This window comes from Xanthobacter sp. 126, from assembly GCF_000526175.1.
Classification (GTDB): domain Bacteria; phylum Pseudomonadota; class Alphaproteobacteria; order Rhizobiales; family Xanthobacteraceae; genus Xanthobacter; species Xanthobacter aminoxidans.
This window is the reverse complement of record NZ_JAFO01000001.1, coordinates 1,665,177-1,689,056: the sequence shown is the minus strand read 5'-3', so window position 1 is coordinate 1,689,056 and position 23,880 is coordinate 1,665,177. Positions and strand designations below refer to the sequence as shown.

General features: G+C 66.3%; 25 protein-coding genes and 1 pseudogene. 7 read left to right on the top strand and 19 right to left on the bottom strand.

Going from position 1 to position 23,880, the window contains the following annotated elements:
• Positions 1–17 precede the first annotated feature (17 nt).
• The 5 genes from XAN126_RS0108055 to XAN126_RS0108035 are packed head-to-tail and all read right to left on the bottom strand — an operon-like array spanning position 18 to position 4,435.
• Entirely contained in the window at positions 18–1,562 is a 1,545-nt protein-coding gene (locus XAN126_RS0108055) for a class I adenylate-forming enzyme family protein (protein WP_024278081.1), read from the bottom strand.
• A gap of 44 nt (positions 1,563–1,606) precedes the next feature.
• Positions 1,607–2,359, bottom strand: a complete 753-nt coding sequence (locus XAN126_RS0108050) for an SDR family oxidoreductase (RefSeq protein ID WP_024278080.1) — start codon at positions 2,357–2,359, stop codon at positions 1,607–1,609.
• 47 nt (positions 2,360–2,406) lie between these two features.
• Complete coding sequence (locus XAN126_RS0108045) at positions 2,407–3,168, bottom strand: N-acyl homoserine lactonase family protein (RefSeq protein WP_024278079.1); 762 nt, start codon at positions 3,166–3,168, stop codon at positions 2,407–2,409.
• A gap of 25 nt (positions 3,169–3,193) precedes the next feature.
• Complete coding sequence (locus tag XAN126_RS0108040; protein WP_024278078.1) at positions 3,194–3,967, bottom strand: enoyl-CoA hydratase-related protein; 774 nt, start codon at positions 3,965–3,967, stop codon at positions 3,194–3,196.
• Complete coding sequence (locus XAN126_RS0108035) at positions 3,968–4,435, bottom strand: thioesterase family protein (RefSeq protein WP_024278077.1); 468 nt, start codon at positions 4,433–4,435, stop codon at positions 3,968–3,970.
• A gap of 349 nt (positions 4,436–4,784) precedes the next feature.
• On the opposite strand from XAN126_RS0108035, the gene XAN126_RS0108030 reads away from it, so the two are divergent.
• Positions 4,785–6,026, top strand: coding sequence for an ABC transporter substrate-binding protein (locus XAN126_RS0108030; protein ID WP_024278076.1), 1,242 nt, complete (start codon positions 4,785–4,787; stop codon positions 6,024–6,026).
• On the opposite strand, the gene XAN126_RS0108025 is transcribed toward XAN126_RS0108030, so the two are convergent.
• The 7 genes and pseudogenes from XAN126_RS0108025 to XAN126_RS0108000 all read right to left on the bottom strand — a co-directional run bounded on the left by XAN126_RS0108025 (position 6,016) and on the right by XAN126_RS0108000 (position 13,033).
• On the bottom strand, positions 6,016–7,086 hold the full coding sequence (locus XAN126_RS0108025) for a helix-turn-helix domain-containing protein (protein WP_024278075.1): 1,071 nt from the start codon (positions 7,084–7,086) through the stop codon (positions 6,016–6,018). The genes XAN126_RS0108030 and XAN126_RS0108025 overlap by 11 nt on opposite strands.
• A 418-nt stretch (positions 7,087–7,504) precedes the next feature.
• The gene (locus tag XAN126_RS0108020) at positions 7,505–8,206 is read right to left on the bottom strand and encodes an ABC transporter ATP-binding protein (RefSeq protein WP_024278074.1); all 702 of its coding nucleotides are present in this window, start codon (positions 8,204–8,206) and stop codon (positions 7,505–7,507) included.
• Positions 8,206–8,964, bottom strand: a complete 759-nt coding sequence (locus XAN126_RS0108015; RefSeq protein ID WP_024278073.1) for an ABC transporter ATP-binding protein — start codon at positions 8,962–8,964, stop codon at positions 8,206–8,208. Before XAN126_RS0108015 ends, XAN126_RS0108020 begins: the two co-directional genes overlap by 1 nt.
• Entirely contained in the window at positions 8,931–9,833 is a 903-nt protein-coding gene (locus XAN126_RS28645) for a branched-chain amino acid ABC transporter permease (RefSeq protein WP_245272363.1), read from the bottom strand. The genes XAN126_RS0108015 and XAN126_RS28645 overlap by 34 nt, the downstream gene beginning before the upstream one ends.
• Before the next feature lie 165 nt (positions 9,834–9,998).
• Positions 9,999–10,907, bottom strand: a pseudogene (locus XAN126_RS28955) (branched-chain amino acid ABC transporter permease); the annotation flags it as partial.
• Between the two features lie 47 nt (positions 10,908–10,954).
• Positions 10,955–12,118 (bottom strand): ABC transporter substrate-binding protein, encoded by a 1,164-nt coding sequence (locus XAN126_RS0108005; protein ID WP_024278071.1) that lies wholly within the window; start codon positions 12,116–12,118, stop codon positions 10,955–10,957.
• A gap of 93 nt (positions 12,119–12,211) precedes the next feature.
• The gene (locus XAN126_RS0108000) at positions 12,212–13,033 is read right to left on the bottom strand and encodes a phytanoyl-CoA dioxygenase family protein (RefSeq protein WP_024278070.1); all 822 of its coding nucleotides are present in this window, start codon (positions 13,031–13,033) and stop codon (positions 12,212–12,214) included.
• Between the two features lie 264 nt (positions 13,034–13,297).
• Here XAN126_RS0108000 and XAN126_RS0107995 point away from each other — a divergent pair, with 264 nt between their 5' ends.
• A complete protein-coding gene (locus XAN126_RS0107995) occupies positions 13,298–13,864 on the top strand; it encodes a TetR/AcrR family transcriptional regulator (protein ID WP_024278069.1) in 567 nt (188 codons plus the stop codon).
• Positions 13,865–14,086: 222 nt separating this feature from the next.
• On the opposite strand, the gene XAN126_RS0107990 is transcribed toward XAN126_RS0107995, so the two are convergent.
• From XAN126_RS0107990 to XAN126_RS0107970, 5 genes are all read right to left on the bottom strand, one after another.
• Entirely contained in the window at positions 14,087–14,308 is a 222-nt protein-coding gene (locus XAN126_RS0107990) for a hypothetical protein (RefSeq protein ID WP_024278068.1), read from the bottom strand.
• Between the two features lie 96 nt (positions 14,309–14,404).
• On the bottom strand, positions 14,405–14,668 hold the full coding sequence (locus tag XAN126_RS0107985) for a DUF1488 domain-containing protein (protein WP_024278067.1): 264 nt from the start codon (positions 14,666–14,668) through the stop codon (positions 14,405–14,407).
• A 27-nt stretch (positions 14,669–14,695) separates the two neighbouring features.
• Positions 14,696–15,001, bottom strand: coding sequence for a hypothetical protein (locus tag XAN126_RS0107980; RefSeq protein ID WP_024278066.1), 306 nt, complete (start codon positions 14,999–15,001; stop codon positions 14,696–14,698).
• Positions 15,002–15,010: 9 nt separating this feature from the next.
• Positions 15,011–15,139, bottom strand: a complete 129-nt coding sequence (locus tag XAN126_RS29265; RefSeq protein WP_280938289.1) for a hypothetical protein — start codon at positions 15,137–15,139, stop codon at positions 15,011–15,013.
• 205 nt (positions 15,140–15,344) lie between these two features.
• Positions 15,345–15,557 carry a cold-shock protein gene (locus XAN126_RS0107970; protein WP_024278065.1) on the bottom strand — a complete coding sequence of 71 codons (213 nt, stop codon included), beginning with the start codon at positions 15,555–15,557 and terminating at the stop codon, positions 15,345–15,347.
• A 335-nt stretch (positions 15,558–15,892) separates the two neighbouring features.
• Between XAN126_RS0107970 and XAN126_RS0107965 the strand changes: the two genes are divergently transcribed.
• Positions 15,893–16,756 (top strand): transglutaminase family protein, encoded by an 864-nt coding sequence (locus XAN126_RS0107965; protein ID WP_024278064.1) that lies wholly within the window; start codon positions 15,893–15,895, stop codon positions 16,754–16,756.
• A gap of 173 nt (positions 16,757–16,929) precedes the next feature.
• Positions 16,930–17,235 (top strand): hypothetical protein, encoded by a 306-nt coding sequence (locus tag XAN126_RS26965; RefSeq protein WP_155982255.1) that lies wholly within the window; start codon positions 16,930–16,932, stop codon positions 17,233–17,235.
• A 703-nt stretch (positions 17,236–17,938) separates the two neighbouring features.
• On the opposite strand, the gene XAN126_RS0107955 is transcribed toward XAN126_RS26965, so the two are convergent.
• Positions 17,939–18,844 (bottom strand): LysR family transcriptional regulator, encoded by a 906-nt coding sequence (locus XAN126_RS0107955; protein ID WP_024278062.1) that lies wholly within the window; start codon positions 18,842–18,844, stop codon positions 17,939–17,941.
• A 143-nt stretch (positions 18,845–18,987) separates the two neighbouring features.
• On the opposite strand from XAN126_RS0107955, the gene mmsB reads away from it, so the two are divergent.
• From mmsB to XAN126_RS0107940, 3 genes are all read left to right on the top strand, one after another.
• Entirely contained in the window at positions 18,988–19,866 is an 879-nt protein-coding gene (mmsB, locus tag XAN126_RS0107950; RefSeq protein WP_024278061.1) for a 3-hydroxyisobutyrate dehydrogenase, read from the top strand.
• A 78-nt stretch (positions 19,867–19,944) separates the two neighbouring features.
• Positions 19,945–21,153: an ABC transporter substrate-binding protein gene (locus XAN126_RS0107945; protein WP_024278060.1), complete on the top strand. Its 1,209-nt coding sequence runs from the start codon at positions 19,945–19,947 to the stop codon at positions 21,151–21,153.
• Positions 21,154–21,192: 39 nt separating this feature from the next.
• Positions 21,193–21,741 (top strand): amino acid synthesis family protein, encoded by a 549-nt coding sequence (locus XAN126_RS0107940; RefSeq protein ID WP_024278059.1) that lies wholly within the window; start codon positions 21,193–21,195, stop codon positions 21,739–21,741.
• Positions 21,742–22,481: 740 nt separating this feature from the next.
• Here the strand turns inward: XAN126_RS0107940 and chrA are convergent.
• Entirely contained in the window at positions 22,482–23,870 is a 1,389-nt protein-coding gene (chrA, locus tag XAN126_RS0107930; RefSeq protein WP_024278058.1) for a chromate efflux transporter, read from the bottom strand.
• Between the last annotated feature and the right edge of the window lie 10 nt (positions 23,871–23,880).

The window sequence follows — 23,880 nt, the reverse complement described above, 5'->3', positions numbered from 1 at the left end:
TCTCTGATGCCGCCTGTTCAGGGCAACGGCAGCACCATCTCCTTCAGCCGGAAGCGGATGATCTTGCCGGAGCCGGTGCGCGGAATCTCGTCCACCTCATGCACCACATGGGGCACCTTATAGGACGAGAGGTGATGCCGGCAGTGGTCGAGCAGCAGATCGGCGTCGAAGCTGCCGTCGCGCGGAACCACGTACAGCGCCGGCACCTCCCCGAGCTGCGGATGGGGCACGCCCGCGACCGCGCAGTCGAGCACGCTGGAGAACAGCAGCACCACCTCCTCGATCTCCGCCGGGGCGATGTTTTGCCCGCCGCGGATGATCAGTTCCTTGAGCCGGCCAGTGATGGTGACGAAGCCGTTGCGGTCGGCGCGGGCAAGATCGCCGGTGTGGTACCAGCTGTTGCGCAGCGCCTTGTCCGTCTCTTCTGGCTTGTTGTGATAGCCGAGCATCACGTTCGGCCCCCGCACGATCAGTTCGCCCTCCTGTTCCGCATCGAGGTCGCGCAGGCTGGCCGGATCGACGATGCGCAGCGCCACGCCCGGCAGGGGGAGACCGCACGATCCCATGACGCGCGAGGACGAGGCGGCGTTCATCGTCACCATGGTGGAGGTTTCGGTGATGCCGTAGCCATCCAGCAGAGGCACGCCGAAGGCCCCTTCGAACGCCGCGTTCAGCGTCGCCGGCATGATCGCCCCTGCCGAGACACACACGCGCAGACCCGGCAGGGTGTTGCGTCCCTCCGCCTGCGCCGCCTCCATCAGATAATGGAACATGGTGGGCACGCCGGGGAAGACGGTGAATTCTCCGGTCTCCAGCAGCCGCATGACCTCGCGCGTCGAATATTTCTCCAGGATGTATTCGCTCGCGCCAGTGGCGAGGATGGACAGAACCGAGAAGTTGAGCGCGTAGGAATGGAACAGGGGCAGCGGCGAGAGCACATTGTCCTCGCTGCCGAGACCGACCACGGGGCTCCAGCATGCCGCCGTCACCCACAGCATGCTGCGGCAGGTGAGCAGCACACCCTTGGCACGTCCAGTGGTCCCGGACGTGTAGATGATGAAGGACGCCGCATCGATATCCGCGGGATCGCGGGCAGGCGTGGCGGGCGGCAGCTCCGCCAGCGCCTCGAAACTGCGCAGATCGCCGGCGGGGGCGTCCACCAATAGCAGGCCGGCGACGCTGGGCGCCTCGGCGCGCAATCCCTCCACCATCTCCGCGCGGGCGGCGTTGGTGATGACGATCCGGCATGCGGCATCGGACAGGCGGTAGGAGACTTCGCCCGGCGCCGCATCGGCGCTGATGGGCACCGCGACGGCCCCGGCCCGGACGATGGCAAGGCAGGCCTCTACCCAGGAGACGCAGTTCGGCAGCAGGATCGCCACCCGGTCGCCGGCCCCGACGCCGAGCCCGGCGAGATGCCCGGCGAGGTTCGCCGTGCGCCGCTCCAGCTCGGCATAGGTGACGGCTCGCCGCGCATCGCGGAACGCGACTTTCGCGCCGCGCTCCGTCGCATGCCGCCGCAACAGCTCCGGTACCGGAGCGATCAGATCCGCCTTGAGCATCCGTTCCTCCCCATTGATCACCGCGTTCTTGTGCGCGGCTGTCCTCACACCATGCAGAAGCCGCCGGAGATGGAGATCACCTGCCCGGTGATCCACGAGCCCTTCGGCGAGGCGAGCAGGGCAACTGTGGGTGCGATGTCCTCCGGCTGGCCGAGACGCCGCAGCGGATAGAATTTGGTGAGCTTGTCGCGGTTGGCTTCCACCCACGAGCGGTCATGGGCGGTCTCGACCAGACCAAGGGACACGGTGTTGGCCGTCACGCCGCTGCGGCCCAGCTCCCGTGCCAGCGACTTCATGAGGGCGATGGTGCCCGCCCGCGCCGCAGCAACGATGGCGAGGCCGGATTCGCCGACGCGCGAGGAGTCGCCGACGATGGCGATGAGGCGCCCGTCGCCTGCCTTTTCCAGATGCGGCACGGCCGCGTGGGCGAGATGGATGGCGCCATAGAGGCAGGTGTCAATCTGCGCCTTCCACTCCTTCTCGGTGGAGTCGGTGAATTTCTGCCGGATGGCGAGGCCGGCATTGTTGACCACGATATTCAGGCCGCCGAAGTCGGAGACGATGGCCTCGACCATCGCCCTGACGGCGGCGAAATCGGCGACGTCCGCCTTGTAGGCCTTGGCCTCACCGCCAAGCGCGCGGATTTCGTCCACGACCGCCTGCGCCTCTTCCGCCGAATTGCGATAGTTCAGCGCGACGGTCGCCCCCTCCGCAGCGAGGGCGAGCGAGATCTCGCGCCCCACATCGCGCGCCCCGCCGGTGACCAGCGCAACCTTGCCCTTCAGATTGAGATCCATGGAAAATCCGCCTTGCGTGAGATGATGGATGGAAACGGGCCCGCGCCTCACTCGTAGGCGTCCGCCCCCTTCCGCAGGGTCTGCCACTGGGCGTCGTCATGGCCGCACAGGACGGTGGCGCCGCCCGCCTCGATCCTGCGGATTTCCGCGATGGAGCGGTTGTGCAGATCGACGTTCCAGGTGTTCTTCGGCACCACGCCGGGGTGGAGGCTGGTGCGCACGCTCACCGCGTCCGAGGCGAGCAGGAAGGGGCCGTCGCGGTCCAGCGTGACGAGCGCGCCGGTGAGGCCCGGCGTGTGGCCGGGAAACGGGATGAGGGTGATGCGTCCATCACCGAACAGATCCTTCTCCCCCTCGATCAGCTCAAGCGGATTGCCCTGATCCCACTCCACCGGGAGATAGCCCGCGGAAGCGGCATTGTCCGCCTTCGCTGCGGCGAGTTCCGCCGCGTGGACGATGACCGTCGCCTTGCGGAAAAAGCCGTTGCAGCCGCAATGGTCGGGATGGAAGTGCGAGCACACCACCACGTCGATGTCATCCGCCCCAAGCCCCACGCAGGAGAGCTGGGAGACCACATTGTCCTCGCGCCCCATGATCGGCGTCATGGCCCGCGCCATCCCGCCCCAGCGGGCCTCGGCGTCCTCCACCACGGAGGGGTGGCAGCCCGTGTCGAACAGGACGTTGCCCTGAGCGTGGCGCAGCAGGATGGAGGCAACCGGCAGCTCGATGCTCTCGCTGCGGTCGGCGTCGGGCTGGTAGATATGCCGCTTCATCCGGAGGCGGCCGCCCGAAAGCACGTGCATCTTCATGGCTGTTCCTCCCGTGCGGGACCGCTCACCGCCCCTCGAAGCGCGGCGGGCGCTTCTCGGCGAAGGCGTTGCGCCCCTCCTGATAGTCGAAGCTGCGGGACGCGCCGTCGATGCGCGCCTGGGCGGCATCGAGATCGAGCGCGCCGTGTCCCATGGCGAGGCCATCGAGGATGAACTTCGCCCCGCTCACAGAGAGCGGTGCATTGGCCGCGATGCGTCCGGCGAGGGTCCGGGCCGCAGCCATCGGGTCGTCGGCCATCTCGTCCGCGAAGCCGATGCGCAGGGCCTCCCCGGCGGGGATGCGATCCGCCGTGTAGAGAATGCGCTTCGCCTGCGTGAGCCCGACGAGGGACAGCAGGCGCTGGGTGCTGCGCACGCCGTAGACGATGGACAGCTTCGCCGCCGGAACACCGAAAATGGCGGTCGGCGCGGCGATGCGGAAATCGCAGGCCATGGAGAGGTGGCAGCCGCCGCCGAGACAATAGCCGGAGACCACGGCGATGGTCGGCTTGCCCGCCCCGGCGATGGCGTCGGACGACGCATCCACCGCGACCTCGTAGTCCACGCTCTGCTCAAGCGTATGGCGCACCACCGGAAATTCGGAAATGTCGGCGCCGACGCTGAAATCCGCGCCAGCCCCTGCGAGCAGGATCGCCCGCACGTCACGGTCCGCGCCAAGCTCGGAAAATATCCGCGCCACGTCCCGCCACATGGCAAGCGTCATGGCATTGCGCTGCGCCGGACGATTGAGCGTGACAGTCGCGATGTGGTCCTCGACAGCGACTTCGATATCCGCCATTCAGCCCTCCTTGGCCCCGGTGCCCGCCTCGTCGACGACGAGGGGCGCAAGAACTTGGCGCAGCTTGTCCGGGAGTGGAACAGGCCGGTTGGTGGCGCGGTCCACATAGACGTGGATGAAATGCCCCTGCGCGGCCGCGACCTCGTCCGCATCGCGGAAGATGCCGATCTCGTATCGCACGCTGGTGGTGCCGAGACGCCCGACGCGCAGGCCCGCATGCACCATCGAGGGAAACGACAGGGATGAGAAATACTGGCAGCGCGTCTCCACCACGAGCCCGATGACAGGGCTTGCCTGGACATCCAGCACGCCCGTCTCGATCAGGTAATGGCCGACAGCCGTATCGAAGAACGAGTAGTAAACCACGTTGTTCACGTGCTGGTAGACGTCATTGTCCATCCACCGCGTCGCGATTTCCCGAAAGTGTCGGTAGTCCTGCCGCCGGTCCGGCGTTGTGCGCGCGCTCACCTGACGCCTCCCTCCAAGGACTGCCCGCGGGCAGGCACCTGCGGCTTTTGCCCGCCGCTCCAGGCCGCCCGATGGCGATCGCGGTGATCGGTTCCGCTGATCAATTCGTAACTTGCATTAATAGACTGAAAGTGCTGTTGTCAATGCCGCACCGACCGACACGGGACCAACTGCCCGGCCTTCGACAGCATTTCCTGCAGCAAGCACCAATCCATACTGCATTGCAGGATAGGGTGACCGAGACGCGGCAATTCAAACGTCCATTTATGAAAGACATCGGTCGGCGCAGGGACAGACCAGCCGGACGCTAAGCCGGAAAGGCGCGCCGGATCATGCAGGAGGAAGACGGATGTCCAGGATCGCACACGTGGCGACGATTTGCGCCGCGCTTGCCATGTCGCTGCCGGCCTATGCCCAGAGCCCCGCGGCTCCGCCAGCCGCCGGCAAGATTTCCAACGACGTGGTGAAGATCGGTGTTCTCACCGACATGTCGGGGCAGTTCTCCCACGAAGCGGGCGAGGGATCCGTCACGGCGGTGAAGATGGCCGTCGAGGACTTCGGCGGGAAGGTCCTCGGCAAACCCATCGAGGTCATCGTCGCCGACCACCAGAACAAGACCGAAGTCGCCATCGCCAAGGCGAAGGAATGGTTCGACGTCGACAAGGTCGACATGATCGCCAACCTCATCAATTCGGCCGTGGCCATCGGCGTCGCCGGGGTGGCGAAGGAGAAGAACGGCATCGCCATCATCAACGGCTCGGGCTCCTCGCGCCTCACCGGCGACATGTGCACGCCGAACTCGATCCATTATGCCTATGACACCTACGCTCTGGCCGTCGGCACCGGCAATGCGCTCATCAAGCAGGGCAAGAAGAACTGGTTCTTCCTGACCGCGGACTACGCCTTCGGCCACGCCCTGGAAGCCGACACCGCATCGGTGGTGAAGGCCGGCGGCGGCAACGTGGTGGGCTCGGTCCGCTACCCCATCAATACGCTCGATCACGGCTCCTTCATGCTTCAGGCGCAGGGATCGGGAGCGGACGTGATCGCGGTTGCCGGCTCCGGCACCGTCTTCATCAACGCCGTGAAGGCCGCGCATGATTTCGGGCTGACGCAGTCCGGCAAGCAGTCCCTCGCCGGACTTCTGGTGTGGATCACCGACATCCATTCCATGGGCCTTGAGAATGCCCAGGGGCTTGTGCTCACCAATGCCTTCTACTGGGATCGGGACGACGAGACCCGCGCCTTCTCCAAGCGCTTCGAGGCGCGCATGGGCCGCAAGCCGCACATGGGCGACGCGGGCGACTACTCCTCCACCATGCACTATCTGAAGGCCGTCGAGGCGGCGGGGACCGACGAAGCGCAGGCCGTCATGGCCAAGATGCGCGAGATGAAGGTCAACGACTTCTTCGCCAAGAACGGCTACATCCGCGCGGACGGCCGGTTCATCCACGACATGTACGTCTATCAGGTGAAGAGCCCGTCGGAATCGAAGGGCCCGTGGGACTATTACAAGCTGGTGCAGGTCATCCCGGGCGAGCAGGCGTTCCGCCCGCTGTCCCAGAGCCAGTGCCCGCTGGTCAAGAAGTAGCGCGCGCCGGGCGGCCCCGGCGCGGGGCCGCCTGCTTCTCCGGCCGGGCCACGTCCTGCGCCGGCGCATCCTCGCCCGGCACCAGAACAGCAACCATCCGGTCGCCGGCCTGCGGGGCGCCATACCGCGCAGGATCGTAATTGAGGCGGTAGCGCATGTCCGGCGCCTCGATCGGCTTGCGGCACTTGTCGCAGACGACAACGGCGGAAAAATCGTGGCCGCAGTCGAGATGCGTCAGGATCAGAGGCGGATCGCCGGAGGACAGCCAGCGGTCGCCCCAGGCGCCCATGGTGATGAATGCGCCGTAGAGGTCCTTGCCCATTTCGGTCAGCCGATATTCGTAGCGTTCGGGCAGATCCTGATACTTGACCCGATCGAAGACCCCGCGCGCCACGAGCCGGCCGAGCCGCTCGGTGAGGATGTTGGGCGCGATCCGCAGCTCGGTCTGCATCCGGTCGAAGCGCCGCACGCCGAAGAACGCCTCGCGCAGGATGAGAAAGCTCCAGCGGTCGCCGATGATCTCCAGCGAGCGCGACACCGAGCTCGGGCGCCCACGCGAGAAGCTCGCGGATTCTGCGGTGCGCCGCGCCCGTTTCGCAGGTTCCACGGGGGTGCGGCCGGCGCCGGGCCCGTCGCGGTAGCGCACGCGGTTCGCCTTCACCTCGCCGAGGCAGTGGGAACACGCCACATAGGGTTCGCATTCCTGCCCGCAGGTGGCGTGGATGAGCTTGAGCGGCGGCCCCTCCGGACCCGACAGCCAGCGGTCGCCGAACCGGATGAGCGCGACGAAGCTCGGATAAAGCTCCATCCCGCAACGGGTGAGGTGATACTCCGCCCGGCTGGAACTGGCCGAATAGCTGACCTGCCGAAAAATTCCCCGCACCGTGAGGCGCTTGAGCCGTTCCGCCAGGGTGCCGCGGGGCAGCCCGAGCGCGGTGCGGAACTCCTCGAAGCGGCGCGCGCCGAAGAACGCTTCGCGGATAACCAGGAAGCTCCACGCATCCGACATGATCGAGATCGTGCGTCCCACCGAGCAGTTGCGTTCAAACAGCTGAAGCACGGCACGGTTCCGCGATGCGGCCTTCGCATTCGATCCAGGGCCCGCACGCTTTTCGTTCGGCATCTGGACGCAGACTCCATGCATCGGATTATCGTCTACTTATAGTACCAACCACTCGTCTCGTCGCGCGAATCGCGCCGTCGCGCAGCGCGGGTTGCGCGCTGAAAATTCCAACGAATGCCGGGCCGCTTCTGCCGCGAGGATTTCATGCGCCAAGCCCAGCCGCCAACATTCCCGTTGTCGCGGCCATCGCCCGCGACAACGGCTTCTGCTCGCCCACCTGTTTCGCTTTCCAGATGCGGATCGACAGGCATCCCGATCCAGTCCAAGGCGTGAAGTCGAGCCGCTGACCGACAGTCGACGCCCTCCGGCCGCCGCGTCGGTCCGGGCCTATCGCGGCGGCGGCCACCTCACGGCATCAGGCGCTCAGGAAGCGCATGCGCAGGGCCTCGTCGGCCATCAGCTCCTGCGAGCTGCCGCTCCACACGATGCGTCCCTTCTCCAGGATGTGGTGCCGGTCGGCGAAGCGGCACAGCATGTCGATGTTCTTGTCGATCACCAGCACCGACTGGCCGCGCTCGCGGATGCGCACCAGCGCATCCCAGATCTCGCGGCGGATGCGGGGGGCAAGGCCTTCCGTCGCCTCGTCGAGAATGAGCAGGCGGGGATTGGTCATCAGTGCGCGGCCGATGGAGAGCATCTGCTGCTCGCCGCCGGAGAGCAGGCCGGCGCTGCGGCGGGCGAGGGAGGCGAGCGCCGGGAACAGGCCATAGACCGCCTCCAGCGTCCACGGTGATGGTGCCCGGCCGCGGTTCGCCGCCGTGGCGACGAGATTCTCCTCCACGGTGAGGTTGGGGAACACCTGCCGGCCCTCCGGCACCAGCGCGAGACCGTTGCGCGAGACCTTGTAGGCCGGCAATCCGGAAATACGGGTGCCGCGGAAGCTGATGTCGCCCTGGGTGAGGGAGACGAGGCCCATGATGGTGTTCACCGTCGTGGTCTTGCCCATGCCGTTACGGCCCAGCAGCGTCACCACCTCGCCCTCGGCGATGGCAAGGTCGACGCCGAACAGCACCCGGCTTGAGCCATAGGCCGCTCCTACCTGCCGCAGCTCCAGCATCACAGATCCTCCCCTTCGCCGCCGAGATAGGCGAGCTGCACGCGCGGATCGGCGCGCACCATTTCCGGCGGCCCATCCGCCACCCGCGCGCCGGATGCCAGCACGAAGACCCGATCGGCGAGGCTGAAGACCGCCTCCATGTCGTGCTCGACCAGAAGAATGCTGAACCGCCCCTTCAGCCCGGCGATGAAGTCGATCATGCGGCGCGCCTCGGCGATGCCGAGCCCGGCCATGGGCTCATCCAGCAGCAGCACCCGCGGCTCGACGACGAGGGCCATGGCGATTTCCAGGAGCCGCTTCTCGCCGTGGGAGAGCTGGGACGCCGGCCGCTCGGCGCACTCCGACAGGCCGAGGCCCGCGAGTTGCGCCTGCGCCTTGCGGCGCAGCGGCGCCTCGTCCGCCACCTCCCGCCAGAAATGGAAGCTGTGGCCGGCGTGGGCCTGGGCGGCGAGCGCCACGTTCTCGATGACGCTCAGCTCGGGAAAGATGCTGGCGATCTGGAAGGAGCGGACGATCCCGAGCCGGGCACGGGCATCCATCGGCAGGCGGGAGATGTCCCGCCCCTCGAACAACACCGCGCCAGCATCGGGGCGGAGCGCGCCGGAGAGGAGATTGACGAAAGTGGTCTTGCCCGCCCCGTTGGGGCCGATCACCGCCACCAGCTCGCCGGCGGCCAGGTCGAAATCCACCGCATCGACCGCATTGAGCCCGCCGAACCTGCGGGTCACGCCCGCGGTCTGAAGAAGGGTCTTGCCCATCGGAATGATCCCTTGAGAACAGGCGCAGGCTGCCCTGCCGGACCCGGCGCGAACAGGGCGCTGAGCCCGCCCCGGCCGAGGAAGACGAGGAGGATGAGCAGCGCGCCGAAGCCGAGCCGCCAGTGGATGGTGAGATCGGAGAGATATTTCTCGATGCCGAGATAGGCGAGCGCGCCGATGATGGCGCCGAAGGGCGTCGCGAGGCCGCCGGCCACGACCATGATCATCAGCTCGGCCGAGCGGGTCCAGTCCATGTATTGCGGACCGACGAACTCCGCCGCATTGGCGAGCATCGCCCCCGCCAGCCCGCACACCGCCGCCGAGAGCACGCAGGCCGCGAGCTTGTAGCGGAAAGTGGGAAAGCCTGCCGCCTCCATGCGCCGCTCATTGATGCGGATACCCTTCAGCACCGTGCCGAAGCGCGCCCGCGCGAGGCGCATGTTGAGGCCGGCGAGCACCACCAGAAGGGCGAGGGCCAGATAGTAGAACTGCCGGGAATCGTAGAGATCCACCAGTCCACCGAAGGTGCTGCGGACAGCGAGGTGCATCCCGTCGTCGCCGCCATAGTCGTAGAGGCTGGAGGCGCCGTAGAACATCATCTGCGCGAAGGCGAGGGTGATCATGATGAAGAAGGTGCCGGAGGTGCGCAGCGCCACCACCGACAGCGCCGCGGCCAGCAGCGCCGAGATGCCCATGGCCAGCGGCCACTGCACGAAGCCGCTCTCCACCCCGGCTTCCGCCAGGATGCCCACCACGTAGGCGCCGATGCCGAGATAGAGCGCGTGCCCGAAGCTGACGAGCCCGGTCTGGCCGAGGATGAGATCGAGGCTCAGGGCGGCGATGGCGAAGATGATGACGCGCAGCCCCATATCCACCCAGAACGGCTGGTCGGCGAGCCCGGCCACCAGCGGGAGCAAAAGGAAGGCGCCGCAGAGGAGACCGATGGCCGGCACGCGCCAGCGGGCGAGCACGCCGGGGCCGGAGGGGCCGTGTTCGGACGCTTCCGGGGGCGCCTCGGGCCGGCGCAGGCCGGCGGCCGGGATGAGACCCTGCGGGCGGAAGAACAGGATCACCGCCATCAGGATGTAGATGAGCATGGAAGCCAGAGCCGGCGCCACGGTGTTGGCGGCCACCGGCGAGAGGACCAGCGCCATGAGATCCTTCAGATAGGCCCGGCCGATGGTGTCGATGACGCCCACCAGCAGGGCCGCCACGAAGGCCCCCTTCACCGATCCCATGCCGCCCACGACCAGCACCACCAGCGCCAGGATGAGCACGTTGTCGCCCATACCCGGATAGACCGTGAGGATGGGCGCCGCGATATAGCCCGCGAAGCCGGCCAAAGCCGCGCCGATGCCGAACACCACGGCATAGATGGCGCCGATATTGACCCCCAGCACGCTCGTCATCACTCGGTTGCTGGCGCCGGCGCGGATGAGCATGCCCATCCGCGTCCGGCCGATGAGGACATAGAGCAGTCCTGCGATGGCAAGGCCGGCCCCGATCATCGCCAGCCGGTAGGCGGGATAGGGCGCGCCGGGAATGAGCTCCACCGATCCGGCAAGAAAGGCCGGGAGGGGCGCGTGCAGCGGCTCCGGCCCGAACACCATCCGCGTCGCCTCGTTGAGCACATAGACGAGGCCCACCGTGCACATCACCTGGTCGAGATGGCTGCGGGCATAGAGATGCCGGATCACCAGCCGCTCCAGCACGAGGCCGATGAGGAAGGTGGCAAGGCCCGCCGCGACGAAGCCCGCAATGAATGAGCCCGTGACCAGCGCGAAGGTGACGCCCAGATAGGCGCCGAGCATGAACAGGGAGCCGTGCGCAAGGTTCACCAGATTCATGATGCCGAAGGTGAGCGTGAGCCCCGCCGCCATCAGGAACAGGATCACCCCGAGCTGAACTCCGTTCAGGAGTTGCTCGACGAACAAGAGTTGCATGGCCGCCTTCCCGCTGTGTCAGGAGTTCTCTTCAAGATCATCCGCGATCACTTCAGCGGGCATTCCTGGTAATAGGCGTCCTTGGCGTCGGTCATCACCTTCTCGACGGTCTTGGTGACGAGGGTGCCGTCCTCGCCCTTCACCACCTCGCGGACATAGTAGTCCTCGATGGGAAAGTGGTTGGTGTTGAAGGCGAACTTGCCGCGGTTCGAGGCGAAGTCGGCTTTCTGCAGCGCCTTTCGGATGTCGTCCTTCCGGCTCATGTCACCGCCCACCGCCTTGACCGCGCTGGAGACGAGCAGGATGGAATCGTAGGCGTGGGCGGCGTAGTCGTTGGGCAGGACTCCGTTCTTCTGCTTGAAATCGGAGACGAAGCGGGCGTTGGCGGCATTCGGCAGATCGACGCTCCAGACATTGCCCGAGCGCACGCCGATGGCATCGTCGCCCACCGCGGGCAGCGTCGCCTGATCCACGGTCCACACGGTGTAGAGCGGGGTCGACTTCGCAAGGCCCGCCTGGGCGTATTGCTTGACGTATTGCACGCCCATGTCGCCGGGGTAGAAGATGAAGGTCGCTTCCGGCGCGGCGGTGCGCAGCGCGCTCAGCTCGGCGGCGAAGTCGACCTGTCCGAAGCGGGTGTAGACCTCGCCCACGAGGTCGCCCTTGAAGTTGCGCTTGAAGCCGGAGACCATGTCCTTGCCGGCCTGGTTGTTGACCGTCATGACATAGACGCGCTTGACGCCGAGCTTCTCGAGATAGGCGCCGAGCGCCTCGGCCTGCTGGTCGTTCTGGGACGACACGTTGAAGAAGTTCACCGAGCAGGACTTGCCGGCGATGGGCGCCGGTCCCGAAATGGGCGAGATCACGAAGGCATCGGTGCGGGCGAGGCCGCCGTGCACTGCCATCATCTCCGAGGAGAAGACCGGACCGACGAGGAAGTCCACGCGCTTCGACTTCACCATCTCGTCGGCCAGTTGCTTGGCCACGTCCGCCTTGCCCTGGCTGTCGCTCCAGAAGAACTCGACCTGCTGGCCACCGAGCTTGCCGCCCTCGTGGGCGACGGCGAGTTCGATCGCTGCCTGCATCTGCTTGGCGAGCACCGCGCCGACGCCGGTCTGGGGCAGGATGACGCCCACCTTCACCGGATCGGCCAAAGCGGGGGCGGCGCAGAGAAGGGACAGGGCTGTGCTGAAAAGGATGCTGGCTTTCATGGAATGCGCTCTCGGTTTCAAAGGGGGCAGACGGACGCGGCTTCCAGATGGCTGAGACTCCGGCCGCGGCATGAGCCGGGCCGGAGGAAAGGATCAGGCGAGACGCGCGGCCTGAACGGTCGTCGCGTCGTCGCGATAGCTCGCCCAGACCTCCTCCATGAAGGCGAGGCTTTCAGGGTCGAGATCGAAACGCGGCTCGGGGTCCTGGTCCCAGTGGCCGTGGCGATCTTCGCCGGCGATGAGCAGGGCGGAACGGCGCCCCAGCATCGAGCGGCAATGGGCGGGCATGTAGAAGAAGGCGATGCCGATGCGCCGGTCGTCGGACATGTTGGCGGGCGATCCATGCACCGTGCGCTCATGGTGCATGGAGAACTCGCCCGGCTCGAGCGGCATGTCGACGGCAAGGCTCTCATCCACCGTCACCTTCTGGCCGCGGGCGAGCAGGTTGTCGGCATCGAACGTCTCCTCGTGGACGAGGTCAGGCCCGAGATGGCTCTTCGGGATAACCTTCATGCAGCCGCTCTCGGTGCTGGCGCGCGACAAGGCGAGCCAGACGGTGACTTCCTGGTGCGGGTTCAGCCCGTAATAGGCGGAATCCTGGTGCCAGGAGACGAAGCGCGGATCACGCGCATTCTTGGCGAAGGCGGAGGAGCCGAACAGCAGGACATCCGGCCCGAGGATGGCCTGGACGGCCGACACGATGCGCGGGTGCCGCGCCAGCTCCACCAGCCATGGGAAGGCGAGATGCGCCTTGATCTTGAGGCGCTTGTTGACCTCCTCGCCCGACTGGGCCTCGAAATCTTCGACTTTATTGCGATAGAGGCGTGCCTCTTCCGCGCTGATGGCCCGGACCGGACAGAGATATCCCTCGGAATTGAAATGCGCGACCTGTTCGGGGCTGAGCACGCCAGTCATTGCGCTTCCTCGCTGTGTTTGCGTATGCCTGCGCATGTGCAGGCGGTTTCGGGGCTTCACAGGAAGGCGGCGCCGGCCGACGCGCACCATGGGCTTCGCTCTCTGAATCCGGATAAAAGCGACAGTGTGTAGTTTTAATCAGCCCGATTGATTGTCAAGTTGAAGGGCCGGCGATAATCTGGGCAAAATCTCGATGATGGGCGTCAAAATTTGAGCACGAGCAATAAAACCGTTCGCCGCCGCGGTCGCCCGCAAGGTGACGAAGTGAAGATCGCAATCCTCAAGGCAGCGAACGAGCTGCTCGAGGAGCAAGGACTTTCGGGGTTTACGATCGATGCCGTTGCAACCCGGTCGGGTACGGCGCGCTCGTCCATCTACCGTTGGTGGCCAAACCGCGGGGCGCTGGCGATCGCCGGCTTTCTCGCGGAGACTGCTCAAAAGATCGGCTACCCGGTGACGGCCTCAGCCGTTGCCGACGTGAAAAGCCAGATGATGCGGGTCGCAGAGGTCTACGGCCAGAAGGTCGGACGCACGATTTCCGCGCTGGTCGCTCAGGGCCAGAGCGATCCGGAGGCGCTGCGCGCGCTTCTGGACGGCTATGTGCTTCCGCGCCGGGAAGAGGCGAAGAAGGCTCTCCTGCGCGGCATCGCCAACGGCGAACTGCGCGCCGATGTCGATCTCGACGTGGTGATCGATGCGCTCTACGGGCCGATCTGGTACCGCATCCTCGTCCCGCACGCGCCATTGACGCCGGAATGGGCCGGGCACCTCGCCGACTACGTCTTCAACGGCCTGCGGCCGGCTGCGGAAGTCCTGACGAAACGCGCATGAGCATCTACGCGCCAGCCTCTCCACCAAACCGCAAGCCGGATCAGAGGAACGGCCTAGCGGATGCCTCCTCCGGCTTCCGCCGGCACCGCCTTCAGCGACGGATGTGGCGATGGCGCGGTGAGCGACCAGCAGAGTGGCGCCATCGTCGGCGATCGGCCGTGCGGAAAGCGCAGCCGACGTGCGCAGCTTCGCGTGCGGTCTCATGACCGGCGGGACACCGCGCTAATCCTGGATGGTGTCCGCGAAGGCCCGGGCGAAGCGGACGGCAAGGGCGCGGGCGTCGGCCTGGAGTTGCTCGGTGCTCTTGGGAGCGGCCGCGCTGTTGCGGACAGGCATCTCGAGCGTGAGGCTGCCGCCGCCACTGTCCTGCTCGCGCCAGATGACCCGGGCGAGGACGTGCTCCGCGTCGAGCGACTGGAAAACGATGTGGAGGCCCTTGTTCATGCGATCGAACGCCTTTCTTGCCGGAGGCACGGCGTGCGACGCGCCGCTCGCGTGCGATCGCGCGAAGGGGGCCGGGGCGCCGGCCGATGGTGGGCCCTAGAAGTCGGACGTAGACAGGCGGTGGAAGCTTTGCCGCCGCCGCGCATACACACCGCTCGCGGCGCGCTCGATCCGCTGCCGGTTGGTGTCGAAGGTGCGCAGGGAGGCGGCCTCGTCCTGGCCGCTCTGAGGACTGAACCGCGTCAGCACATCGGCGTCGAGATGGAATGCGATCTCGAACGCGGAATCGTGTCCCCAGAAGGTCACGCAGCGCCTGACGGGATCAAAGACGCGGCTCGCGTTGGGAAACTGAAGGGTCATGGAAGCCTCCTGTTTGCGGGCCGTCCGTCAAAGGAGGAGCGCGTCCGCCGACGGCGCTTCACCCGCCCTCGCGGATGTCTGCTGGTCCTTCAACACGGCGGCATCGAGTTCGGCGGCATTCACCGAGAGACACTTGCTCCGACCCGCAGGCGCCGCGAGGGCGGGCGTGTGCAGCATCGTCGCCATGCGCCGGTAGGCCAGGAATGAGACGCCGAGAAGCTGCTCCTCGTCGATGACGAGACGGTAGGTTCCCGCCGGGAGGTCGCCGTCCGCGTCGCTGAGGTGGAAGGCGTGGTCGAACGTGACCGTGGTTTCACGGGTGCGGACGTTCATGACAGCACCTCAGCCCTTCTTCTTGGGCGGACCCAAGGATACGGGGGATCCCTTCACGAACGACGCCGGCGGCTCGGGCACCTTGACCTTCTTCGGCTTCTTGGTTTCGCGATTGCCGCGCATCTGTCCTTTGGCCATGGCCGTCTCCTCTCGGGCACGTGGGTCGATCCTGCCGACGAAACGAAAAACGCCCTGCGACCATCAAGGGCCACAGGGCGTCGGGCGCTCTGCCAGGCAAAGGGATGGCACATCACCACCGGAGCTGCCGGTACATCCGCGGTCAGCCTTCGGCAACAATGATCAGTCCGGCATTCCTGAAAGACTCGGGCTGCCGGCCATCAGGTCAGCTCAGATCCTTGAGCATGTCCGCGGACATCTTCCCGCTCTTGCGATCGGCGACGAGCTCAAAGCCCACCTTCTGGCCTTCGCGCAGCTCGCCAAGGCCGGAGCGCTCGACAGCGCTGATATGGACGAACGCGTCATTGCCGCCCGCATCAGGAGCGATGAATCCAAAGCCCTTCTGGGCGTTGAACCACTTCACGGTTCCCTCAGTCATGGGAAACCCTCTCAATTTCGATAATTGGCTCACCGGCCCATGGCCAGTCGTCGACATCGCATTTTCTGGCGAGAATTTCTGGATGGGCGCAAAATACAAATCTGCGCGAAACCAATTAATCAGGCTTTGTATCGACCAGATCACTATGCTCCGATATTCGCGAGTGTGCAACATTATTTATACGTCAATCAATTCAACAAGGCGGCAGCCCGCCCATGTGCTAAGCTGATGGGCCAGTCCCCTTTGAGCAGACCTGACCCCAGGCTAGCCAGAAGCGCTTTTGTTTGCGCAGCCTGGCCAGACGCTCGAGCGCGGCAGAGCCCCACGGAGCGCCCTTGATCCCTCTCCAGATCCGCCACACCACCACCTATCGCTTCCATCGGCCGGTGACCTTCGGACCGCATCGACTGATGCTCCGCCCCAGGGAAAGCCGCGACCTTCGGGTGACGTCGAACCAGCTGTTGCTGACCCCCACGGCAACGGTGGACTGGGCTCAGGATGTCTTCGGCAACGCAGTCGCCACCGCGACCTTCGCGACCTCCGGCGATCAACTGGTCATCGAGAGCACGACAGAACTCCAGCTCGATGCCGTGCCATGGCCGGTTTTCGCCATCGCGGGCACTGCCACGTCCTTTCCGTTCAGCTATTCCGCCGACGAATGGACCGATCTCGGCGCGCTGGCGGCCCCCCAGTTTCCCGATGCCAGCGGCCGGTTGCGGAGCTGGGCGATGGGTTTCGTCCGGGGGAATTCCACCGACACCCTCTCGCTGCTGAAGGATCTGAGCGCCGGCGTTTCCCGGCAGATCTCCTATCAGAGCCGCGACGAGGAGGGCACGCAATCGCCGACGGAAACCCTCGATCGCGGCTGGGGCTCCTGCCGCGATTTCGCGGTGCTGTTCGTGGAGACGGTCCGCAGCCTGGGCTTCGGCGCGCGCATCGTGTCGGGCTATCTTTACAATCCGGCCGGAACTTTCGTGGGGTCTCAGGGCATGGGCTCCACCCACGCATGGGCGGAAGTGTTCGTGCCCGGAGCAGGCTGGATTCCGTTCGATCCCACCAATCGCAGCATGGGCGGGTTTAATCTCATCCCGGTCGCGGTGGTGCGCGACATCCGCCAGGCCATTCCGGTGCAGGGCAGCTTCGTCGGGGACAGCTCCGCCTTCGGGGGCATGACGGTGGACGTCCACGTCACGTCTTGACGGGACGGGGCGCCGCGGCCCGGAGGAGGTCAACAGGATCAAGGCAGGGCCAGGAGCCCGCCAGCGGCCGAGGTCGGCCCACCAGAGGCGCAGGGGGAGTGAGCCGGAAGCGCCGACTGGCCCTTACGGCCTGTTTGCGGGACTGCGGAGGGATCACCGGCGGGCTCATCGCCATGGAGCGGGTCCGCGCGTCGCCGTTCCTCCATGGCAACAACGACCGTGGATGGCGGGCCAGCGTCGATGTCCTGTTGAAGCCCGAGAGCTTCGCGAAGCTGTTGGAGGGGGTACACGACCCGGTGCCGGGAGAGAGGCGTCGACGGCCGGAGGCTCGGTCCTCGATGGTCACGGCGATGGCTGAGGTTCTCCTTGAGCATTCCGATTCCGAGTTCGGGAAGCGCGCCAGGGCCGCCGGCTTCCGGAGCGGCGATCTCCGTGGTGGCGTCGCGATCATGGCAGGCATGGCGCGGGTGGCAGAGTAGAGGTTCGGGCAGTGGCCGGGATCGTCGGATGGACAGGTGATCGATGGAGCCGCAGACGAACTCTTCGGCGACGATGCTGACGTCTGATATCGGGTGCTCGATTTCGGCTACAGCAGGTGAATACCTGCGAGGCATGAAGTGTCTGAAGAGTCGTGGAAAGCCGACGAATAAGTACTCGCCAAAACAAACGGCGTAGGCCAAGGATGATGTGGTCAGGCTTATTGTCCCCGCCGTGGCACCAAAGCGAGAGGAGGCGCCATGATACCGCACGCCTGCCCCAGATTCCCTTGTCCGTCTCCAGGCTGCGAACACTGCGACCCGCTCATCATGAGCCTGCCCGTCCCGGATACTACGCCGCCACCCTACCGGCCCGGCTGGGAATGCCCGCGCTGCCACAAGATCAACGCGCGGGGGGTGGCTGCATGCGATTGCCAACCGCGGACAAAAGAAGGCGAGCGATAGTGCCGGCCTCCCGCGCAAACGCCCCCGCCGCCGAGCGGCTCTCGCAAGGCGTTCCGATCGCGATGATGGCGAGGTGATCGACGGCGCCGACAAGGGACTTGTCCACGGACCGCCCAGGATATGGGCTGAGCCGCCGTTGCCGCCAGCGCCGTCGCGGCGGCATTCGGCAAACGGCACCGGGGACCTTCCATGGTCTACGTTCGCCGCCTGTTCAACACCGATTTGCGCGGCCCCCACCGTCTCACAGGTTTTGCGCGGCCGGTTGCATCAGCAGGGCGGCTTCGTTGGCGAGTTCCTGCGTGATGAAATCCGCGGTGATGCGCACCCGCGCGATGTTCTTCTGCTCCTCGTGGACGATAATCCACCATGACCGCACAAGGCGCACCGCATCCGGCAGCACCAGCTTCAGGTCCGGACAGCCGGACGCGAGGAAGTAGGGCAGGATGCACACGCCCAGCCCCGCCCGCGCCGCATGCATCTGGGCAAAGAGGTTGGAACTCTGGAAGGCCGCATCTATGCCCGTGGCGACTTCGCCGAGATAGTCCAGCTCGCGGGTAAAGATGAGGTCGTCGATATAGCTGATGAAGCGATGGCGGCGCAGGTCGTCCACGCTGCGGATCGCGGGCCTCGCCGCGAGATAGGCGGCGCTGGCGAACACGCCGAGCCCGTAGGTCGCCATCTTACGGGTTACGAGACGGCCACGCTCCGGCATGGTCAGGGCAATGGCGATGTCGGCCTCGCGCTTGGTGAGGTTGAAAGAGCGCGGCGTGGCCACGAGTTGCACCTTCAGCGCCGGGTTCTGGTCCAGGAGGCGGGTGAGGCGCGGCGACAGGAAATAGGCGCCGAAGGCATCCGGCGCGCCGATGCGCACCGTTCCGGAGATGGACACGTCGCGCCCCGATATCTCGTCCTGCGCAGTCTGGGCCTGAAGCTCCATGGCCTCCGCGGCCTCCAGCAGGCGCAGGCCCGCGTCGGTGAGCGTCAGCCCACCCGGCGCGCGCACCACGAGGCGGGTGCGGATCTCGGCCTCCAGGCCCGCGAGATGGCGGCTCACCGTGGAGTGCTTCACGCCGAGCATCTTCGCCGCGGCTGATAGCGTGCCGCCGCGCGCCACCGCGATGAGCGCCCGCAGATAGTCCCAGTTCATACCGCGCCCCGCTGCCCATTTCTGCACAACTATGGCGGAAACATAAGCAGCGCCTGTCCGTGGAGGAACAGCTAATCCTCGTTGCGGCACATTCGCGCGCGGCCCTTCAGAGGCGTCGGTCGCGTGAGAGGGGGATTTTCGGCGTGGCACATATCGTCTTCATCGGCCTCGGCAACATGGGCCGCCCCATGGCGGCCAACCTCCAGAAGGCCAATCATTCGGTTACCGGCTTCGACCTGTCGGCCGAGGCGCGCGCGGCAGCCGCCGAGGCGGGGCTGAAGGTCGCTTCGTCGGAGGACGGCCTGTTCGCCGGCGCGGACGTGGTCATCACCATGTTGCCGAGCGGCGCGGCGGTGCGCGATGTCTGGGCGCGGGCGGTGCCGCAGATGGCGCCGGGCGCGCTGATGATCGATTCCTCCACCATCGACGTCACCAGCTCCCGCGCGGCCCATGATCTGGCCGCGGCGGCGGGGCTGCTCTCCCTCGACGCGCCGGTCTCCGGCGGCACGGAGGGCGCGACCGCCGGCACGCTGACCTTCATGGCGGGCGGCACGGACGAAGCCTTCGCCGTCGGTCAGCCGCTGCTCGCGGCCATGGGGCGGCGCATCGTGCATTGCGGCGGACCAGGCAATGGCGAGGTGGCCAAGATCTGCAACAACATGATCCTCGGCGTCTCGATGATCGCCGTCAGCGAGGCGTTCAACCTTGCCGAGTCCCTCGGCCTTTCCCATCAGTCCCTGTTCGAGGTGGCATCCACCTCCTCGGGCCAGTGTTACGCGCTCACCACCCATTGCCCGGTGCCTGGCCCGGTGCCCACCGCCTCCGCCAACCGCGGCTACACGCCGGGGTTCGCCACCGAGCTGATGGCGAAGGACCTTCGCCTCTCGCAGGAAGCCGCCGACGCCAGCGGCTCCCGCACCCCCCTCGGCGCGGCGGCGGAAGACATCTTCGGGCGCTACGCGGCCAATGGCGGGCGCGGTCGGGACTATTCCGCGGTCATCTCCTACCTGAAGACACTCTGAACTTCGGCGCCAAACGAAGCTCAGGGCCATAACGGGGAACCCGCAAGCAGAACGAACAAAAACAAGGGAGGAAACAAGATGAAATCACGCATCCTTATGGGACTTGCCATTCTTCTCGCCGCAACGACAGCGGCGAGCGCGCAGGCCGCGAAGACGGTGAAGATCGGCGTCCTCAACGACCAATCCGGCGCCTATGCCGACATGGGCGGTGTCGGTTCCGTCGTCGCCGCGCAGCTCGCCATCGAGGATTCCGGCCTGAAGCAGAAGGGCTGGACCATCGACGTGGTCTCCGCCGACCACCAGAACAAGGCCGATATTGCCGCCAACGTCGCCCGCGGCTGGTTCGACGTGGACGGCGTCGACATGATCACCGACGTGACGAATTCGGCGGCCGCCCTCGCCGTCAACCAGATCACGCGGGACAAGAACAAGGTGATGCTGGCCTCCGGCCCCGCCACCTCCGATCTCACCGGCAAGGCCTGCTCGCCCAATACCGTGCACTGGACCTCCGACACCTGGGCCTTCGCCCACGGCACCGGACAGGCCATCGTCAAGACCGGCGGGGACACCTGGTTCTTCCTCACCGCCGACTATGCCTTCGGCCAGGCGCTGGAGCGCGACACGGCGGACGTGGTGGAGAAGAACGGCGGCAAGGTGGTCGGCCGCGTGCGCGTTCCGCTCGGCACGTCCGACTTCTCCTCCTTCCTCGTGCAGGCGCAGGGCTCGAAGGCAAAGATCGTCGGCCTCGCCAATTCAGGGGCAGATACCACCAACTCCATCAAGCAGGCGGCTGAATTCGGCATCGTGGCCGGCGGCCAGAACCTCGCCGGCCTGCTCATCTATATTTCCGATGTGCACTCCATGGGCCTGCCCGTCGCGCAGGGGCTGATCCTGACCTCGCCCTTCTACTGGGACATGAACGACAAGACCCGCACCTTTTCCCAGCGCTTCGCCGAGAAGATGCGGGGCGCCAAGCCCACCATGGTGCAGGCCGGCGTCTATTCCGCGACCCTCAACTATCTGAAGACCGTGGCGGAGCTGGGCGATGCCAAGGATGGCCGCAAGGTCGTGGACGCCATGAAGGCCAAGCCCATCAAGGACCCCCTGTTCGGCGAGGGCCGCATCCGTGCGGACGGACGCAAGATCCACGACATGTACCTGTTCGAGGTGAAGAAGCCCGCCGAATCCAAGGCGCCGTGGGACTACTACAAGCTGCGCGCCACCATTCCCGCCGAGGAGGCCTTCCGCCCGCTCTCCCAGAGCGAATGCGCCCTGCTGAAGAGCTGACCGAGGTTTCGCCCGTCATCCAAGTCCGAAGGAAATGTCATGTCATTGCTGAAGGTGCGCAAGCTCGTGGTGCAGGTGGAAGAGACCCATGAGGAAATGGGTCGCGAAGTTTCCCCGCCCAGCCGCAAGGTCACGGTGGCGGCCGTCATCGCCAACCCATACGCGGGCAAGTATGTCGAGGACTTGACCCCGCTCTACGACCTCGGCGCGGAGGTGGGCGGCCTGATGGCGACCCGTGGCGTCGCGGCGCTGGGGATCGCACCGGATGAGGTGGTGAGCTACGGCAAGGGGGCCGTGGTCGGGGTCAACGGGGAGCTGGAACACTCGGCCGCCCTGCTGCACCCGCGGTTCGGCGCACCGGTCCGGGCCGCGGTCGGCACCGGCAAGGACATCATCCCCGGCACGAAGAAGATGGGCGGGCCCGGCGCTCCCCTTCTCATGCCGCTCACCAACAAGAACAATATCTGGAGCTTCGACGACATGGACTCGGCGGAGATCGCCATCCCCGATGCGCCGCGGCCGGACGAAATTCTCATCGCCCTGTGCCTCGGCGTGGGCGGGCGCCCGCTCCACCGCATCGGCAAATAGCTCCTCGACGCGAGCGGCGGCGTCAGCGATTGGGAGGCTGTTCCCCACCCTTCCAGGCTTCCCTGGCGCCCCCGCCCGAGGAACGAGGATCCGTGCCCTGGCATGGAGGAGATCCACGCCAGGGCACGCTCACGGGATCGGCGCTGGCCACCTGTGGCAAGCTGCCGTCGAGGTTGAACGGCTGGCACTGGCGAAGGTGGGCTGTCCGACTGGCGGCCGTACTTGCCCAGCACGCGCTTACAGGTCGGCCAGTTTCAGACTTCGTTCCTCTGAGGTCTACGGCACCAGCAGCAGCGATCCGGTAGTTTCACCCCGTTCCAGCATGATGTGGGCATCGGCGACGCGGGCGAGCGGCAATTCAGCGCCGACCATCACAGGCAGGCCGGCCACGAGCTCACCGAACAACTCCTCTAGGCGAACCAATGATTGATCTTCTTTGATTTTTCAAAGTCGATCGACGTCAGCAGATGGTCAAATGGTGCGCGGAAGGGATGCGATAAAATCGAATAACCATCTGAATTTTCGTTTTATTTCTGCGCACACTATGTGTAAATGCCAACTAATATGCCAACAAGCCTGATCGCTGCCCGTAGACGGCGCTATCTGGGATTTGCCGGGACCAGGTGGGATTGGGCGGGACGCAGCTCCTCGGGCCGCCTCCCATACCCGGTTCAAGATCTGAGCGGCGAGCGCGGCCTTGTTCACAAGGGCAGTGCTGCCGGGACCGACGGCCGGCTCACCTAGCCCAGCGCTGCGAGCGCCACCCCCGCCATGCCACAAGCGGCGAGGGTGGGAAGCATCCCGAGCTTGAACCTGAACATGGCGAACATGGCCATCGCCGATAGGCCGGCCGCACGCCAGTCGATGGAGGAGAGCACGGGCAGGTCCGGCCCGATGCCGCGCCAGTCCACGCTCACCACCTGCCGGAAGACGACGTGGATGGCGAACCACAAGGCGAGGTTCAGGATCACACCCACCACCGCCGCCGTGATCGCGGACAGGGCTGCCCCGAGCGCGCGGTTGCCGCGCAGGGCCTCCACGTAGGGCGCCCCGAGGAAGATCCAGAAGAAGCAGGGCGCGAAGGTCACCCATAGCGTCAGCAGGGCGCCGAGGCACCCCGCCAGCATCGGGTTGAGGATGCCGGGAGCACGATAGGCGGCGAGGAAGCCGACGAACTGCAGCACCATGACGAGGGGGCCGGGCGTGGTCTCGGCCAGGCCGAGGCCGTCCAGCATTTCGCCGGGCGCGAGCCAGCCGAAGCCGTCCACGGCCGCCTGCGCCACATAGGCCAGCACCGCATAGGCGCCCCCGAAGGTGACGACCGCCATCAGGCTGAAGAAGGAACCGATCTGCGTCCATACGCTCCCTCTGCCGAACGCCGCCCACAGCACCGCGACCGGCCCGAGCCACAGGGGTAGCCAGACCGTGATGATACCGGCCGCACGCCGCAGCGACGGCTCGGCATGGGCCAGTTCCCCCCGCTCGAACATCTGGTCCACCACACCATTGGTGTCGGCCTTCGCGCCGGCGTGGCCCGCGCTCTGGAACAGCACGGGCGCCACCCGGCTGCCTACCCACCCGGCGAGGCCGGCGGCGAGGATGATGAGCGGAAACGGGATGTGCAGGACATAGATGGCCAGGAAGGCGAGGCCGGCAATTCCCACCATGGGGCGGTTCTTGAGCGCGCGGCGGCCGATCCGCAGCAGTGCCTCCACCACCACAGCCAGCACGGCGGCCTTCGCGCCGAGGAAAGCCGCATCGATGAGCGGCACGTGGCGATACAGGGCATACAGAATGCTGAGGGCCAGCATCACGACGGCGCCGGGCAGCACGAACAGCAGGCCGGCCACTAGCCCGCCCGCGGTGCGGTGCATCAGCCAGCCGATATAGGTGGCGAGCTGCTGCGCCTCGGGGCCGGGCAGGAGCATGCAGTAGTTTAGAGCGTGCAGGAACCGCTGCTCGCCGATCCAGCGGCGCTCCTCCACCAGCTCCCGGTGCATGAGCGCGATCTGCCCCGCTGGGCCGCCGAAGCTGAGGCAACCGATCTTCGCCCAGATTTTCACGGCCTCCCGGAACGTCGGCCGCGCGGGTGCTGCGGCCGGGCCGCTCGTTTCGCAGGTGATGGTCATGGCGCGCCCC